The following is a 17,240-nucleotide window of genomic DNA, read 5'->3' as shown; positions in this document are numbered from 1 at the left end:
CATAGCACGAATTTTCATCCTAATTCCAGTTATACCATAATCTGTATGACAGCTTGAGTTAAGCTATGAACCAGATAGCTATTAGCCGATCACAACACGATAAAAGGCCATGCCATGTTAACCGTTGAGTTACCCGAAGAACCCGAGAAGCTGTATTACTCTGCCGGGGATGCCCACCCGCTGGCTAAGCTTGAAACGGATAAAATTATCCAGATGGTTGTCGATCTGGATGTTGCTAACTCCGACAGCGAACATTATGTTACCGGTTGGATGGGGCTAAACAGCGTGGTGGTGGTACGTAATTACCAGAATAAGCGCGGTACGGCCAACGGTTTTGTGGTGAATAAAGGCGATCGCTATCGTCTGAGCATTCAATCCATTGAATTCCGCATTCCTAAGGCTGTGTTGTGGATGAGCTTTCGCCGTAAACCTCGCACCATGGAGTTAATCACCTACGAAACATTGGGCGAGCAACCTAGCGGCATGCAGCAATACCGTAATATCCTCGATGAAGAGCTGCTACAGCAACTAGATGCTGATTGGTGCGAATTGAATGATTATCTTGGCGCAGCCTGCTGGCAACTTGAAAATGGCACGCCTTTGTGGCAGCAAACCCAGCAACAGATTACGCCGGAGGCTATCCGCCAGTTAGTCGATGCCCCTATTTTCCGCACCAAACATCTACAGGCTGATGGAGATTACGCTGGGTTCTGGGCCGGAGAGTACTTTTTTGCCGTTCGCCAACCTAGCGCAGGCAACCCCTTACCTGCGGTACAAATTTCCTGGCGTGAAGATGAAAAAGATATCGGCAGTTATCAATTTGATCTGATTAACGGTGCAGCAGGCGAGCCAAAACTCTCACTGTGTATTCGCCCGCGCAAGGGTGCGGACAGTTATCTGCTTAACCGTTTTGATGCCCATCATTTGCAACGAGCTATCGCGATGTTTGCAATGACTCAGCGCTATTTATTGGCATAAGAATCCCTGCTATTCCAATAAATAAGGCATGTACTTCATCATTGGAGTTGCAGGTAGGCGGCAAGTGAACACATCCCGATGAGCTGACTCAAGTCAGTGATTCTGGGAGTGAGCGCAGCTAACAACCCTGTAGCTTCAAAGGCGAAGGATCCCCAAAGTCATTGGAGTTGCAGGTAGGCGGCAAGTGAACACATCCCGATGAGCTGACTCAAGTCAGTGATTCGGGGGGGTGAGCGCAGCTAACAACCCTGCAGCTTCAAGGACGAAGGGGATTACCACCACTGGTGGAAATGATGCACCGGCCCTACCCCCTGCCCGACTTCAAGGGTATCGGCTTGTTCTAATGCACCTTGCAGATAGTGTTTGGCGGCATTCACCGTATCAGCCCAATCGCGGTGCCGTGGCCGCAAAGCCGCCAATGCTGCCGATAAGGTGCAGCCGGTGCCGTGAGTATGACGGGTCTTCACTCTGCGGGTAACAAAACGCTGTTCGCCTTGTGCCGTAAACAGCCAATCAGGGCTATCTTCACCACTCAGATGGCCCCCCTTCATCAATACCGCCTGGCAACCCTGTGCAAGTAGCGCCCGCCCTTGATCACACATTTGTTGCTCATCGCAAGCGGGTTGGCAATTGAGTAACGCCGCCGCTTCTGGCAGATTCGGGGTAATTAAAGCAACCTGCGGTAACAGCAATTGGCGTACTGCGTCCACGGCCTCTGGTGCCAGCAACGGATCACCGCTTTTGGCGACCATCACGGTATCCAGCACCACAAATGGGATGGGATAACGGCGCAGTTGCCTGGCAACGATATCGACAATGTCAGCGTTAGCCAGCATACCGATTTTAGCACTATCGATGCGCACATCACTGAGAACGGAATCGAGTTGAGCTGCGACAAACGCCGGTTCGATGGGATAAACTGACTGTACACCACGGGTATTTTGTGCCACCAGAGCGGTGATCACACTGGTGCCGTAAGCTTGCAAAGCAGAGAAAGTTTTCAAATCAGCCTGAATACCGGCCCCACCACTGGGGTCAGTTCCGGCAATCGTGAGCGCATTAATTCGCTTCATGAATGTCTCCCGTACTCATATCAATGGGAGTTCGAATAGCAGCAACAGCGAGAATAGCTAAAGAGAAAACGGCAGGTTGAACGAACATATTCCTCCTAACCGGCGGTCAAGAAGGCGGTACCCTAAGGTGCCGAGACTTCCCTACGCTGGCATAATCCAGATCAGGTAATACGGGTAATATCTCAGCCATGCCACTGTTTGTGGCAGGCACCCCGAGTCAGAATTGTTATTATCACGGGCAGGTGGTAGAAGATCAATCATGTATTGGTTAAACCAATGATCAATGTCGCGAAAATGCCCTGTCTGGGAGGTATAACCGTAGGATGAGCATCAAGATTCGTCAGTATCAGGAAAGTGACCGACCATTCCTGCGCACCTTGTATCTGGCATCACGTAAAGCAGCATTTACCTGGCTGGACGTTGAACGCTTTAGGCTGGAAGATTTTGATCGTTCAACGATAGGTGAAACGGTGCTGGTTGCCGTTGATGGCGATCAACACTTGGGTTTTGCCTCAATTTTTATGGAGGAGAGTTTCCTGCATAATCTGTTTATTGACCCCGTGGTGCAACAGGCCGGTACGGGGAAAGCGTTATTACAGGTAGCACAACAGCGATTTGCCAGCCACGGCTCACTCAAATGTTTGGCAAAAAACCAGCATGCGCTGGCGTTTTATCAAAAACAGGGGTGGGTGGCTATAGCTACCGGTATCAGTAATGATGGCGAATATATACTAATGCATTGGCATAATGAAAAGGTTAAATAAGGAAATATTGAATCAGAGTCAGGTAAAAACCTGATTAGCCAATTTAATCCTTTACCTAAAATAGGGGGAAAAGATAATCAACTTTCACCCAAGTTAATTAAGGATTATTTATGCAGACCATATCAAATGAATTGACTTTCACAACAACAAACCTCACACAAGAAAACATTCCATTTTCAGGTGAAAATAATAGCAGCCCAATATTAAATAGTAAAACAGAAGCCACAAACTATATTAAGTCATTAACCCAAGACCAATGCAGTAGTCAATTTAATACAGGAAACACCATTGGGGAGTTAAATGGTAGAATAAAAATACCACTTAACACGCTTGAATTTGGCAGTAGTGAAAAGCTATATTATGTTACTGCAAATATAGACTATAAAAATTTATTCTATCTCGAAAAAGGAGATGGCAATAGCTGGGATATCAATGTATTAGATATTAAAGACTATCATATTCGTCAGGTGGTTTTTATTATTGACACTGAGTTATCCTCAGCCACCTTGCCTGTTGATATGCAAATGGCGACTGAGAAAATAGAAGAGTTGAATGGAGTTAATTATGTACACTGCAATCCAATAATTAAGTTTTCTTTACATAAAGAAATATTTAACAATGATGAAATAAAGCAAAAGTCAGATTTAATAAACAATCTTAAATTCGATCCACAAAGAAAAGAAAAACTAATGGAGTTATTAGAAAATTGCTCAGAAAAGAATAGCAATTGTTCTAATAATGATGCGGTAGAACTCTGCAAAAATTTCCCTGATTTTTTTGACGATACCGATAAGATAACACCTCAAATGCAAAAAAATGCATTTGAACTGGTAAATGAGTTGGCAAAAATTTATTAATTTATAAGGGAGCCTTAGCTCCCTTATTTTAATACACTATTCCCCGCGCAGCGCCTTCACATCATCGGCTTTTATATTCAGTGCCAATTGTCCAAATTGCTGTGGCAAATAATGACTCAAACTAATAACCTGTGGCTGCGGTAATCTGCTTTTTTATCATTAATTTCTAACTTATAAACCACCGCTTGTGGGCGCACAACTGCACCAGTCTGTGCTGCTATTTCGACATGGATAATACCGTTATACATGGTACCAATCGGGCAAATAGACATGCCAGCGCAGTATTCATCCGTTGTATTTATAGAAGCAGATCATGTCTTCGCCTCCATCATTACCTCAATACGATTAAGGATATACGCCACTTGATGCCAAACTTGCTGATATTCGGTTGAGTTATAGGTATGCAAGAATTCCACCAAGAGTGCTTTAGTTTGTTGCCATATTGCCTCATCGATAGGATGGTCTTTATTTGTCTCAAAAAAGGTTTCCAGTGTTCCCACTTTTTGCAAGTAAGCATCTAATCCTGTAGTCCATTCGCTTGTATGTAACTTGTGAGAAATTTGCGCCAGCAGCCAGGGAATATAGTCACGGCTGAGACTAACATCCCATACACCAACACCTGTTGCGGACCATGTGGCATTCAGAGCACTGCAATGCATGCCTTTATCATCGGTAAGTCCATCCAGTGCACAAATGCTCTTTTCTACATCAAGCACATAGCCTAAAGCCGGACTATTAATGAATACTGCATCATGGGGGGTTCGCTCATTAAAGTTCACTGCTGCACCAATATATTCGCCTAATTTTGGCCCGGTCAGCACACCTCTGAAGTTAATATATTGTGGTTTGTCATTCATATAAAAATGTAAAATTTTATTTTTATATCCATTAACCAGATAATGATATTCCCAGTCAGCCATAAAGTACCATTTTTTGTTGTACATATTATAAGCAACACCATTATCACAACGGTATTCTAAACTATTATCACTGTAGTTGCTGCGGTGGTAGGTAAAACTAATAGCTGAAGGTTTGTCAGATCCATCATTCAATAATGAAAGGCATGAGGATTCTATTAATGCCTTACCTTCACTTAATTTATTATACGCCATCAAGTATTGAGTTTCTGCATTATAATAAATATGATTTAGGCCATCTTTATTGCCCAAATAGATATAGGTATCATCTGGTTGGTCCAAACGATGGGTAATTACCTCACGATGGTCATTTACGCCGTTTGATTCAAGCGTTTCTTTATATTGTAAAAAGGGTCTAACTGCGTTTTCCTTCCACGTATCAATAGTAGATTCATCAAACCATACCGTATTTTCATCAATGAACACACTCTGCGGAGAATGTTGATTCATCCCGCCATAAAGAATATTAGTTGGACCAGTATGTAACCTCACATAGAAGCCAATTTGATCCAATGATAAAGCGCTACCTGTTCCCAGATTAACTAATCGTAGTTTGTTTTCTACCATTTGGGGAAACCAATTTTGGCCAGAGTTATTAAAATCGCAATAGGTAAATGCCACATTTGCATCAAGATTATTACTACGCCGGTCCACCGGTGACAAGCAGTAGAGGTTACGATCAAACCCTTGCCCGATAAAGGCCGTCATTATCTGCCCTGCATGACTATAAAAGAGGTAAGAACTTTGTCCATTGGCATCAATAGGCTGACTTTGCTTAGTTAAAAGGATGCTATGACCATTGTTAACATAATAATCATAGCTGAAATATTTTTCAGGAAAAATATCTGAATGATAATTGAATATCACCCGATGGTTCTCAGAGTATAAATTTTTTGGTAATACACGATAAGAACTGATGTCTGCTGTTAATCCATACGTTGCTAACTCAGCCGCATTGGTGTTTTTATAAAATGAAGCCGCTTTTCCTAGAAAAGAATAATCACTGAACACATCAACCCGTAAATTAGAAGGGATCTTTATTGATGCAATATTGTTATTCCACTGACTAAATAGCCATTCATCTTCAGTATAATAAGGCACGCAAAATTTTGTACCATCCTCTTTTTCAGAATAATTATCTTTTGAATAAAAACAGACATTATCTTCATTACGATGGTCTGCTATTGATAGTATTGATATAAAAACACATAGGATAATTAAAATACTAATTTTAGCATTCATATTTCACCTGTTAATTATAAAGAAACCAAAGGTATCCTTTACATCACATGGGAAGGTAAGCATCACGGTTTTTATATTCACATACAGCAACCTGACTTAAAAGCGATACTCACAAAAATGCCGTTCGTTTTTTATTTATCCGTAAAGATAAAATATAAATGCTTATTTCATCGCAACCAAAGTAAAAAGCCCCCGAAAGATCGGAGGCTTAATTAATGTCACAACACTATCTTATCGACGAGTTAAGATACTTATTCCCACTCAATGGTAGCCGGTGGCTTGCCACTGATATCGTAAACTACACGGGAAATACCATTCACTTCATTGATAATGCGGTTTGAAACGCGGCCCAAGAAGTCGTATGGCAGATGCGCCCAATGTGCGGTCATAAAATCGATGGTTTCTACTGCGCGCAGTGAAACCACCCAATCGTATTTACGCCCATCCCCCATCACGCCAACAGAACGCACTGGCAGGAACACAGTAAAGGCTTGGCTCACTTTATTGTACAGATCGGCTTTATGCAGCTCTTCGATAAAGATGGCATCAGCGCGGCGCAGCAAATCACAATACTCTTTTTTTACTTCGCCCAGCACACGTACACCCAAGCCTGGGCCAGGGAACGGGTGGCGATATAGCATGTCGTACGGCAGACCTAATTCCAGGCCAATTTTGCGTACTTCATCTTTAAACAGCTCTTTCAGTGGCTCCACCAGCCCCAGTTTCATCTCTTTCGGCAAACCGCCCACATTGTGGTGAGATTTAATGACGTGTGCTTTACCAGTGGCAGACGCTGCTGATTCAATCACATCAGGATAGATGGTGCCTTGTGCCAACCACTTCACTTGATCTTGCTTACACGCTTCTTCATCAAACAATTCGACAAACACGCGGCCGATGATTTTACGCTTCGCTTCAGGCTCGTCGACACCGGCCAGCGCTGCAAGGAAACGGTCTTCGGCGGCAACATGAACAATATTCAGACCGAATTTATCACCGAACATTTCCAGCACTTGGTCGGCTTCGTTCAACCGTAATAATCCGTTATCGACAAATACGCACGTCAGACGGTTACCAATAGCACGATGCAGTAGCATTGCCGTCACAGAGGAGTCAACACCACCGGACAGGCCAAGAATCACATGATCTTCACCAATTTGCTCGCGCAGGCGAACAATGGCATCTTCGATAATCTTGGCCGGGGTCCACAATGCTTCGCAGCCGCAGATATCCAGCACGAAGCGTTCTAACAAGCGTTGGCCTTGCTTGGTATGCGTGACCTCTGGATGGAACTGCACACCATAAAAACGTTTCTCTTCGTTAGCCATAATGGCGAACGGACAGGTATCGGTGCTGGCAACCGTCACAAAATCAGCAGGGATGGCAGTGACCTTGTCACCATGACTCATCCATACATCCAATATTGCTTCGTTGGTTGGATTGATAGCATCTTTGATATCACGGATCAGTGCGCTGTCAGTTTTGATTTCAACCTGCGCATAACCAAACTCGCGCTGATTTGAACCTTCAACTTTGCCCCCTAATTGCATCGCCATAGTCTGCATGCCGTAGCACACACCTAATACCGGCACACCCGCAGTAAACACGTAATCAGGTGCGCGTGGGCTGTCGTGTTCAGTGGTGCTTTCAGGACCGCCAGAAAGAATGATGCCGCTTGGGTTAAATTCACGGATCTGAGCTTCGGTTACGTCCCACGCCCATAGTTCACAATAAACACCGATTTCACGAACGCGTCGCGCCACCAGTTGGGTGTATTGCGAGCCGAAATCAAGAATAAGGATGCGATGCTTATGAATATTTTTTGTCATGTGCGGCGTATTCCACAGAAAAATAATAAAATTAAATAGCTACCATAATTATTTATGAATCATTCCAGTCGGCGAAGCCAAGAAGTTGGTTAACGCCCGCAGCACGGCATGCGCAGTTGACACCAAGTCAATGAGCAATGCGAGCAGCGAACGATGACCAAATTCGCCGGTTTAAGCCCCTGGAATTAGCCCATGCGATAGTTAGGGGATTCTTTAGTGATAGTCACATCATGCACATGGCTTTCTTGAATCCCTGCACCACTGATACGCACAAACTCAGCTTTGGTGCGCAATTCATTGATAGTGGCACAACCGGTCAGACCCATGCAGGAGCGCAAGCCCCCCATCTGCTGATGCACAATCTCTTTCAACAAACCTTTGTATGCAACACGCCCTTCAATCCCTTCTGGTACCAGTTTATCGGCAGCATTATCAGTTTGGAAGTAACGGTCAGAAGAGCCTTTGGACATCGCGCCCAGTGACCCCATACCACGGTAAGATTTGAATGAACGGCCTTGGTAGAGTTCAATTTCGCCCGGAGACTCTTCAGTCCCTGCCAGCATAGAACCGACCATGACACAGGAAGCACCCGCCGCAATGGCTTTCGCAATATCGCCGGAGAAACGGATACCGCCATCGGCAATCACCGGAATACCGGTCCCTTCCAGTGCTTCGACCGCATCAGCAATCGCCGTAATCTGTGGCACACCAACCCCCGTAACAATACGGGTGGTACAGATTGAGCCTGGGCCAATCCCTACTTTTACGGCACTCACACCGGCATCCGCCAAGGCTTTTGCCCCTGCGCCCGTCGCAACGTTACCGCCAACGATTTGCAGGTTAGGGTATTTAGCACGGGTTTCACGGATACGTTGCAGAACGCCTTCAGAATGACCATGGGATGAGTCAATCAGTAAAACATCAACACCAGCGGTGACCAGCGCGTCGATACGCTCTTCATTACCCGCACCGGCACCCACGGCAGCCCCGACACGCAGACGGCCATGCTCGTCCTTACAGGCGTTAGGCTTGCGCTCTGCTTTCTGGAAGTCTTTTACGGTAATCATGCCGCGCAGGTGGAAGCTATCATCAACAACCAATGCTTTCTCGACACGTTTTTCATGCATTTTTTGCAAGACAACTTCGCGAGCCTCGCCTTCCTTGACGGTAACCAGACGCTCTTTCGGTGTCATCACCGCCGTCACGGGTTGGTCTAAGTCAGTCACAAAGCGCACATCACGGCCAGTGATAATGCCGACCAGCTCATAATCTTCGGTAACAACTGGGTAACCAGCGAAACCGTTACGGGCAGTCAATTCTTTCACTTGGCGCAGTGTGGTGGTTGGGGTAACAGTCTGCGGCTCGGTAACAACGCCACTTTCGTGTTTTTTCACGCGGCTAACTTCTTCAGCCTGGCGCTCAATGGACATATTTTTGTGAATGAAACCTAAACCGCCCTCTTGTGCTAGCGCAATGGCCAGACGAGCTTCGGTAACGGTATCCATGGCTGCGGACAGCATAGGGATATTTAGGCGGATAGTTGCGGTCAGTTGAGTGCCAAGTTCGGCCGTATTAGGCAAAACTGTGGAGTGGGCTGGAACCAGGAGAACGTCGTCAAATGTCAGAGCTTCTTTCTTGATACGTAGCATGGGCAATATCTCACCAAGGTGGATGTGAAAAGATAAAATATTGCCGTGGCATTATACAGAGCGTAATCGGTTGCCTCCAGCACTTTCTCATAATTTTTCTTGCCAACCGGTCTGAGGTAGGTAATATCGATCAATTAAGTGCTTGTTTTAAAATTTGATCCAGGTCACATGTCACAATCTTCCGCATCAACAATTTTTACTGTTAGCCGCCTTAATCAGACGGTACGACAACTGCTGGAAATGGAAATGGGCCAGATTTGGCTCACGGCCGAGATATCCAATTTCTCCCAACCATCATCCGGTCACTGGTATTTCACCCTAAAAGACGCCCAAGCGCAGGTGCGTTGTGCGATGTTTCGCAACACTAACCGCCGTACTACGTTTCGCCCACAAAATGGTCAACAAGTGTTGGTTAGGGCATCGATTACCCTGTACGAGCCGCGTGGCGATTATCAGTTAATTGCGGAAAGCATGCAGCCTGCCGGTGACGGATTGCTGCAACAACAGTTTGACCAACTCAAGCAACAACTGGCGGCGGAAGGGCTGTTTGATCAACATCATAAACAACCGCTGCCAAGTCCTGCCAGGCAAGTTGGTGTCATCACCTCTGCCAGTGGTGCGGCGCTGCATGATGTTCTACAGGTTTTGCAACGCCGTGACCCATCATTGCCAGTAATTATTTACCCAACAGCAGTGCAAGGTGTTGATGCTCCATTGCAGATAGTCCGTGCCATTCAGTTAGCTAACCTACGTGCCGAGTGCGATATATTAATCGTCGGGCGTGGCGGCGGGTCGCTGGAAGACCTGTGGAGTTTTAACGACGAACGGGTTGCCCGCGCTATTTTCAATAGCCACATCCCGATAGTCAGTGCGGTCGGCCATGAAACCGACATCACTATCGCTGATTTTGTCGCTGATTTACGGGCGCCAACACCTTCCGCTGCCGCAGAATTAGTAAGCCGTAACCAGATTGAGCTGGTCAGGCAAATTCAAGGGCAGCAGCAGCGGATGGAAATGGCGATGGATTATTATCTGGCGCAGCGCGGCCAGCAATTCACCCGCCTTGAACACCGTTTACAGCAACAACACCCACATTTGCGGTTGGCACGTCAGCAGACCCTGTTATTAAAGCTGCAACGCCGCCTGGAAGAGAGCGCGCAAAACCAAATTCGCGGGTTAAGCCGGCGCACCGAACGGCTCCAGCAGCGCCTCGCGCAAGTGCAACCGCAAGGGCAGATTCACCGTTACAGCCAGCAAGTGCAGCAGCAGGAATACCGCTTGCGCCAGGCATTAGAGCGCCAGCTTAATGGTTATCGGCAACGTTTTGGTATCGCCTGCTCGCAGTTAGAGGCTGTCAGCCCATTAGCAACGCTGGCCCGTGGCTACAGTGTCACGCAGACCTCAGCAGGGGTAGTGCTGAAAACCACGAAGCAGATACAGGCAGGCGATAAGCTGACGACCCGATTGCAGGACGGTTGGGTAGAAAGTGAAATCACCCAAATCAATGTGGCGAAAAAGGCTCGCCAACGGAAAGCGGCAAAAGAGTAATGCTACCCGGCTCAATTGCGGCTAGTCAAATCGTCGGCAAGTAACTAAAGTGAACGCGGCTTTTCGAAATGAGGCCGTGACCGTGCTGGCAGAAATAGTCAATTGCGCCACATGCCTTCAGTACCTGTAACGGTTTAGCGCAATCAGGGCACTCCGCCTGTGGCTGATAGTTGCCATGGCAGTTAGAGCAATGAAAGTGGCCACTTACTTCGGTCATCAGTTTTTGGCAAACCGGGCATAATGCATCCATCTATTTCTCCTTAAAAAACTACATCACCCCAAGTGATCGTAAGAAGTAAATCCCCAGCGCGGTGGTAAAAAATGAACCGACCGTGGTGATAGCAATGATATTCGCCGCCAGAGTGGCATTGCCCCCCATGGCGCGGGTCATAACATAACTGCCAGCCGCCGTTGGGGTGGCAGAGAACAGGAATATAATCCCTAATGTCGCCCCACGAAAGCCCATTAACAAGCCGCCAGCAGTCATCAATATTGGCACCACGAATAATTTAGCTGTTGAAGATAACGCTGCCACATTGGATGAACGGAACATCGCGTGCCAGTCAAGACTCGCACCGGTGCACAACAGAGCCAATGGCAATGCCAAAGCAGAGATATAACTCCCCGTTTGCACAATCACCTGAGGAAGGGGTAATTGAGTTTGTGCATAGAGTAAACCGCACAGTAGCCCAATTATCAGCGGGTTGGTCACAATGCTGCGTAGCAATGATAATTTACTGATTTTGCCGCCCTGCCCAGCTTGCAGGCTGCGAGTCAGGGTGATCACCGACAGCATATTAAATAAAATCACTGTCACCGTTAGATACATCGAGCCGAGTGCCACCCCTTCAGCACCATATGCCGTCATGGCAAAAGCCAACCCGACGATAGCGGTATTGGCTCTGAACCCTCCCTGCACGAATACACCACGCTCTTTTGGGTCTTTTACCAGCCACTTGGCGGCGACTTCCAACAGCAAGAAGGTCACTAACGTACCAATAGCGCCGTAGACAACCAAGGGTAGGTTATCCAATAAGCTGACATGATTGGTCGCGACACTGAAAAACAGCAGACAAGGGAGGGCGAGATTGAAGACCAGCTTGGTCGCACCATCACAGAAGCGATCATCCATCAAGCCAACGCGCCGTAACAGCACACCGAGTAACATCATCAGCAAGTTAGGCATCGTAACACTAAATGCAAAACTCCAGGTTTCCCAAGACATGACTGGCTTTCAACTCCCTTTGTTTACCGTTAAGCGGCCAAGGCTGCACTTTACTGACGGCGGTCATTAAATGTGCAAAAAGCGCGGAATGCCCGCGCTTTGCTGTTACTACTTACCTTTTTTCAGGTGCGACATCAAACGCTTACGTTTACGCATCTGATTTGGTGTTAATGGATTGCGCTTACCCGCAAATGGGTTCTCACCCTCTTTAAACTGGATGCGAATTGGCGTACCCATTACTTTTAGTGAACGACGGAAGTAATTCATTAGGTAGCGTTTATACGAATCCGACAGGTCAGTAACCTGGTTGCCGTGGATAACGACAATCGGCGGGTTATAACCCCCAGCATGGGCATACTTCAATTTGACACGACGGCCACGTACCAAAGGAGGCTGATGGTCTTCTTCTGCCATTTGCATAATGCGGGTCAGTAAGGATGTGCCCACACGTTTGGTTGAGCAGTCATAGGCTTCTTGAATAGATTCAAACAGATTACCCACGCCACTGCCATGTAAGGCTGAGATAAAGTGAATCCGCGCAAAATCGACAAAGCCAAGACGCAGATCCAGCATATCTTTAACCTGCGCACGCGCTTCTTCTGTCATGCCATCCCATTTGTTGACCGCAATAACAAGTGAGCGCCCACTATTGAGAATAAAGCCCAACAGCGACAGGTCTTGATCCGAAATACCATCACGAGCATCAATAACCAGCAAGACAACGTTGGAATCTTCGATTGCCTGCAAGGTTTTAATTACTGAGAATTTTTCAACTGTTTCAGTGATTTTGCCGCGTTTACGCACACCGGCAGTATCAATCAGGATATATTCACGCTCATCGCGGGTCATAGGAATATAAATGCTGTCACGCGTGGTGCCCGGCATATCATAAACCACCACACGATCTTCACCGAGAATGCGGTTTGTTAGTGTGGACTTACCTACGTTAGGACGCCCGACAATAGCCAGTTTGATTGGCAGAGTCCGTGGGTCAAAATCATCTTCTGCGTCATCTTCAGGAACAGCGTCGTCCTCAGCTTCCTGTGCAGCCCAATAAGCAGCATTCGCTTCTTCATCGGTCAATTCAACTTCAGGCTCTACAGCATCCATATAGGGTGCCATAACATCTTCAATCAACTGAGTCACACCACGGCCATGGGACGCCGCGATAGCATGAACTTCGCCTAAGCCCAATGAATAGAAATCTGCTGTAGCAGTATCTGGATCAATACCATCAGTTTTGTTGGCAACCAGGAAAGTCGCTTTTTCACGGCTGCGCAGATGCTGGGCAATACCCTGATCCGCAGGCATTAACCCCGCTCTGGCATCAACCATAAACAGGACAATATCGGCCTCTTCAATCGCCAATAACGATTGACCTGCCATCTTGGTTTCTACGCCATCTTCTGTGCCATCAATACCTCCGGTATCGATAACAATAAACTCATGACCCTCGACCTCGGCACGACCATATTTACGGTCACGCGTTAGCCCGGGAAAGTCCGCAACTAACGCATCACGAGTGTGCGTTAAGCGGTTAAATAGAGTGGATTTACCCACATTCGGGCGCCCGACCAGCGCGATGACAGGTATCATTGTTGAAGCCTCATTACTTAATTTTCAAATCATTACAGCGCTGTACCAAACCCGCAACAGCGCAGTTTTTAGAAGACAAACGGCCCCTGAATCTCAGGAGCCGCTTAAAACCCTTCGTTCTTGAACATTGCTGCGGTATTAGCGGCACTCACTAACCCGAATAACTGATGGTCTCAGTTCATCAGGGTTCATTTGTTTGCTGCCTTGCTGCAACACCAATAACGTTGGGTATTGACCTATTATTGGCCTGTTAAACAGGCACTAAATCAGGATTAACGGGTAAACGCGTATACCGTGCCGCCTCTCGCCTGAACCAGCAACTTATCGCTGGCAACCACTGGCGCACTCAGGAAGCCGGAGCTGTCTACGCTCTGTTGGGCCACAAAACGACCATCATCGGTATTCACCCAATGCAAATAACCTTCGGCATCACCTACAACCAGATACCCATTATACATCACTGGGGCAGTCAAGTTACGATGTAATAAATCGCTTTGACTCCAAAGGGTTATACCGCCATCTGTTTTCAGCGCAACAATACGGTCATTTTGATCGACCAAATAAATGCGGCCCGCGTCGACAATAATGTCATTTACTGACCCCATTTCACGCTTCCACAGGATCTGGCCGGAACGCAGATCTAATGCAGTCAAGTTACCATTGTATGCCAATGCATAAACCACACCATCGACGACCACAGGCGTGGTATCAACGTCGTTCAGGCGGTCAATTTCAGTGGTACCCGTCACTTGGGAAATACGCTGTTGCCAGATCAACTGGCCCTGTTCCATCATTACTGCACTGACGCGACCATTGTCACCACCGACAATCGCTGCACCGAATGCGACTGCTGGCGCAGATTCACCGCGCAGAGACAGCGCTGGTGTATCGAGGTTTAATGTCCACTTAATCGCACCATCTGATTCATTCAGTGCTTGCAGCATGCCATTTGATGTATGGATCAGTACCACCCCATCGCTGACAATCGGACGAGATAATGCTTCCCCCGCCACCACTGTCTGCCATGCAACCTGACCATCATCGGAATTAAGCGCATAAACTACCGCTTTCTCGCTGCCGACATACACATGCGCACCTGATGCGGTGACGCCACCAGATAGCATTGCAGAACGGTTGCTGGAAAGGAAGTTGGTTTTCTCAGACAAGTCGGTTTGCCAGATTTGCTTACCGCTGTCAGCGTCCATGGCCTTCACCAACCCTTTACGGTCAGCGGCAAAGACAGTTGTCCCCTGCCAGGCTGGGCGTAAATGGGAGTAATAATCACCGATACCGCCACCGACTGAGGTGCTCCACACTTTAGTTGGTGTGAATTGATTCTCAACTTTTGGCAGTGGTGACATGGTAACCACATCTTCTTCACTGTTAAACAGTGAACAACCGCTCAATAGGGCAACAGATACCAGTCCTACTAAGAGTGTTTTACGCAATTGCATGGGAATACCCCTTAGCTGGACAAATTATTCAATTTCATGCGCAGCAAAGCTTGCAGCGCCTGAGAAGCATTTGATTCGACGCCTTTGCTGTAAGCAGCCCGCGCACCTGCGGTGTCACCTTTGCTTAATAACGCATCGCCACGAACATCTTGGGCCATCGCAGTCCAACCATCACCCTGCACTGCATCCAGTGTTTTCAATGCGTCGTCTGGTTTCTTCAATTGCAATTGCAGACGTGCAAGGCGCAAATTAATCAGTGACAACAGATTTTCATCTTTGGTCTGACCCAGCGCCTGAGTAAGTTGTTGTGCCGCTTTATCAAACGCGTTTTGCTCAACAAAGTGATGAGCCAGCTCTAACCCGGCCAGTACGCCGTAGTTATTGTTATTGCCCTGAACAAATTTTTCAGCAAAGGCAACACCGTCGGCGCTATTCGCAGACAAAGCATTACTGGCTTGCTGATAGGCAGAGGAGGCTTCCGTCAAGACAGTGTTCTGATGACTCTGCCAGTAACGCCAACCCACTAATGCACCAATCCCGAGCACCACACCCACGGCCAGCGCTTTACCATTCTCACTAAAGAAACGGCGCACTGCATCAACCTGGTCATTTTCAGTGGTATAGACTTCCACGGTGTCTCTCTCCTTAACCCAACATCAAAGCCAGACGCGCAGCAACATCCGCTTGCGCCAGCGTTTCTTGTTCACCATTTCGCAAATCTTTTACGACCACTTGCTGTGCTGCTACTTCGCTTTCGCCAAGCATTAATGCAACACGGGCGCCCCACTTATCAGCGCGGGTAAATTGTTTTTTAACATTACCACCGCCGTAATTGGTCATTAATTTCAGCGTTGGCATAGCATCACGCAGGTTTTCAGCAAGTAGCATTGCGGCACTTTGCGTATCCTGACCAGACGAAATGACATAAACATCCACTGTCGCTGGTACCTGGAAGTCAGCATTGACGGCCTGCACCAACAGAACCAGACGCTCAAGGCCCATGGCAAAACCAACCGCAGGCGTTGCACGCCCACCGAGTTGTTCTACCAAGCCATCGTAACGCCCACCGGCACACACGGTGCCCTGTGCGCCCAGGCTATTGGTGACCCACTCGAATACCGTACGGTTATAATAATCTAAACCACGGACTAAACGCTCATTGACGGTATATGGGATGCTGGCCTGGTCTAAAAGTTCACACAGACCTGCAAAATGTTGTTTTGACTCTTCATCCAGATACTCAGATAGCTTAGGCGCATCATTAAGTAGCAATTGAACATCGGGATTTTTGGAATCCAATACTCGCAGCGGATTACTGTACATCCGACGCTTACAATCTTCGTCCAGCACCTCAACATGCTGTTCCAGGAAAGTCACCAACGCTTCACGATAATCAGCGCGTGCATCCAATGATCCAATGGAGTTCAGTTCAAGTTGCACATGCTCTGAGATACCTAAAGCACGCCACCAGCGAGCCGTCAGCAAAATCAATTCGGCATCAATATCCGGCCCTTGCAGACCAAAAACTTCTGCGCCCAACTGATGGAATTGACGATAGCGGCCCTTCTGCGGGCGCTCATAGCGGAACATCGGACCGATGTACCACAGACGCTGTTCCTGATTGTACAGCAGACCATGTTCAATACCCGCACGCACACACCCTGCGGTACCCTCAGGGCGCAGTGTCAGACTTTCGCCATTGCGATCATCAAAGGTATACATCTCTTTTTCAACCACGTCGGTGACTTCACCGATCGCGCGCTTGAATAACGGGGTCTGCTCTACAATCGGCATGCGAATTTCGCTATAACCGTAACCTGCAAGCACTTGCTTCAAGATGCTTTCAATACGCTGCCATATTGCCGTATCGGCTGGCAGGTAGTCGTTCATACCACGGATGGCTTGAATGTTCTTTGCCACGTCTGTTCTCTGTAGTTTTATACCCTGTTTACTTGAAGCAGCAACGCCGTTCGCAGCCACTCTAATTACTTTGGGCATGGTGCAAAAAATAAAGCCGATTATAGAGGCTTGCCACCCATATATTCAATGATGACAACTTGTTACCCCTACAGGCGCAATGTAAAGCGGGCTAAAACCCGCTTTTGTGC

15 protein-coding genes and 1 riboswitch are annotated in these 17,240 nt (G+C 47.3%); of the genes, 4 read left to right on the top strand and 11 right to left on the bottom strand.

Annotation, left to right across the window (positions count from 1 at the left end):
- Window positions 1-114: 114 nt before the first annotated feature.
- Window positions 115-978, top strand: a complete 864-nt coding sequence (locus tag A6J67_RS09380) for a hypothetical protein (RefSeq protein ID WP_050296775.1) — start codon at window positions 115-117, stop codon at window positions 976-978.
- Between the two features lie 272 nt (window positions 979-1,250).
- On the opposite strand, the gene thiD is transcribed toward A6J67_RS09380, so the two are convergent.
- Window positions 1,251-2,051: a bifunctional hydroxymethylpyrimidine kinase/phosphomethylpyrimidine kinase gene (gene thiD, locus A6J67_RS09375; RefSeq protein ID WP_042568409.1), complete on the bottom strand. Its 801-nt coding sequence runs from the start codon at window positions 2,049-2,051 to the stop codon at window positions 1,251-1,253.
- A 121-nt stretch (window positions 2,052-2,172) separates the two neighbouring features.
- Window positions 2,173-2,276, bottom strand: a riboswitch (TPP riboswitch).
- Between the two features lie 98 nt (window positions 2,277-2,374).
- Here thiD and A6J67_RS09370 point away from each other — a divergent pair.
- Together A6J67_RS09370 and A6J67_RS09365 are read left to right on the top strand one after the other, a co-directional pair.
- Window positions 2,375-2,815: a GNAT family N-acetyltransferase gene (locus A6J67_RS09370; protein WP_050296776.1), complete on the top strand. Its 441-nt coding sequence runs from the start codon at window positions 2,375-2,377 to the stop codon at window positions 2,813-2,815.
- Between the two features lie 110 nt (window positions 2,816-2,925).
- Complete coding sequence (locus A6J67_RS09365; RefSeq protein ID WP_080608145.1) at window positions 2,926-3,672, top strand: hypothetical protein; 747 nt, start codon at window positions 2,926-2,928, stop codon at window positions 3,670-3,672.
- Between the two features lie 116 nt (window positions 3,673-3,788).
- On the opposite strand, the gene A6J67_RS23450 is transcribed toward A6J67_RS09365, so the two are convergent.
- The 4 genes from A6J67_RS23450 to guaB all read right to left on the bottom strand — a co-directional run bounded on the left by A6J67_RS23450 (window position 3,789) and on the right by guaB (window position 9,309).
- Window positions 3,789-3,944: a hypothetical protein gene (locus A6J67_RS23450; protein WP_172668561.1), complete on the bottom strand. Its 156-nt coding sequence runs from the start codon at window positions 3,942-3,944 to the stop codon at window positions 3,789-3,791.
- Window positions 3,945-3,983: 39 nt separating this feature from the next.
- Window positions 3,984-5,831 (bottom strand): hypothetical protein, encoded by a 1,848-nt coding sequence (locus tag A6J67_RS09360; protein ID WP_050296778.1) that lies wholly within the window; start codon window positions 5,829-5,831, stop codon window positions 3,984-3,986.
- 251 nt (window positions 5,832-6,082) lie between these two features.
- On the bottom strand, window positions 6,083-7,660 hold the full coding sequence (gene guaA, locus A6J67_RS09355; protein WP_005191891.1) for a glutamine-hydrolyzing GMP synthase: 1,578 nt from the start codon (window positions 7,658-7,660) through the stop codon (window positions 6,083-6,085).
- A gap of 185 nt (window positions 7,661-7,845) precedes the next feature.
- Window positions 7,846-9,309 carry an IMP dehydrogenase gene (guaB, locus tag A6J67_RS09350; protein WP_032907814.1) on the bottom strand — a complete coding sequence of 488 codons (1,464 nt, stop codon included), beginning with the start codon at window positions 9,307-9,309 and terminating at the stop codon, window positions 7,846-7,848.
- A 168-nt stretch (window positions 9,310-9,477) separates the two neighbouring features.
- On the opposite strand from guaB, the gene xseA reads away from it, so the two are divergent.
- Window positions 9,478-10,857, top strand: coding sequence for an exodeoxyribonuclease VII large subunit (gene xseA, locus A6J67_RS09345; RefSeq protein ID WP_005191895.1), 1,380 nt, complete (start codon window positions 9,478-9,480; stop codon window positions 10,855-10,857).
- Window positions 10,858-10,882: 25 nt separating this feature from the next.
- Here the strand turns inward: xseA and A6J67_RS09340 are convergent, their stop codons facing one another.
- From A6J67_RS09340 to hisS, 6 genes are all read right to left on the bottom strand, one after another.
- Complete coding sequence (locus tag A6J67_RS09340) at window positions 10,883-11,107, bottom strand: zinc ribbon domain-containing protein (RefSeq protein ID WP_005191897.1); 225 nt, start codon at window positions 11,105-11,107, stop codon at window positions 10,883-10,885.
- An 18-nt stretch (window positions 11,108-11,125) separates the two neighbouring features.
- A complete protein-coding gene (locus A6J67_RS09335) occupies window positions 11,126-12,082 on the bottom strand; it encodes an AEC family transporter (RefSeq protein WP_050084740.1) in 957 nt (318 codons plus the stop codon).
- A gap of 108 nt (window positions 12,083-12,190) precedes the next feature.
- Window positions 12,191-13,678: a ribosome biogenesis GTPase Der gene (gene der / locus A6J67_RS09330; RefSeq protein WP_005191901.1), complete on the bottom strand. Its 1,488-nt coding sequence runs from the start codon at window positions 13,676-13,678 to the stop codon at window positions 12,191-12,193.
- Between the two features lie 272 nt (window positions 13,679-13,950).
- Entirely contained in the window at window positions 13,951-15,132 is a 1,182-nt protein-coding gene (gene bamB, locus A6J67_RS09325) for an outer membrane protein assembly factor BamB (RefSeq protein ID WP_050073506.1), read from the bottom strand.
- An 11-nt stretch (window positions 15,133-15,143) separates the two neighbouring features.
- Window positions 15,144-15,764 carry a YfgM family protein gene (locus A6J67_RS09320; protein WP_042568413.1) on the bottom strand — a complete coding sequence of 207 codons (621 nt, stop codon included), beginning with the start codon at window positions 15,762-15,764 and terminating at the stop codon, window positions 15,144-15,146.
- A gap of 13 nt (window positions 15,765-15,777) precedes the next feature.
- Window positions 15,778-17,052 (bottom strand): histidine--tRNA ligase, encoded by a 1,275-nt coding sequence (hisS, locus tag A6J67_RS09315; protein ID WP_032907818.1) that lies wholly within the window; start codon window positions 17,050-17,052, stop codon window positions 15,778-15,780.
- Window positions 17,053-17,240 lie beyond the last annotated feature (188 nt).

It is taken from the genome of Yersinia sp. FDAARGOS_228 (genome assembly GCF_002073315.2).
Classification (GTDB): domain Bacteria; phylum Pseudomonadota; class Gammaproteobacteria; order Enterobacterales; family Enterobacteriaceae; genus Yersinia; species Yersinia intermedia.
The sequence above is the reverse complement of the archived record's forward strand: the minus strand, read 5'-3'. Positions and strand labels throughout refer to the sequence as shown.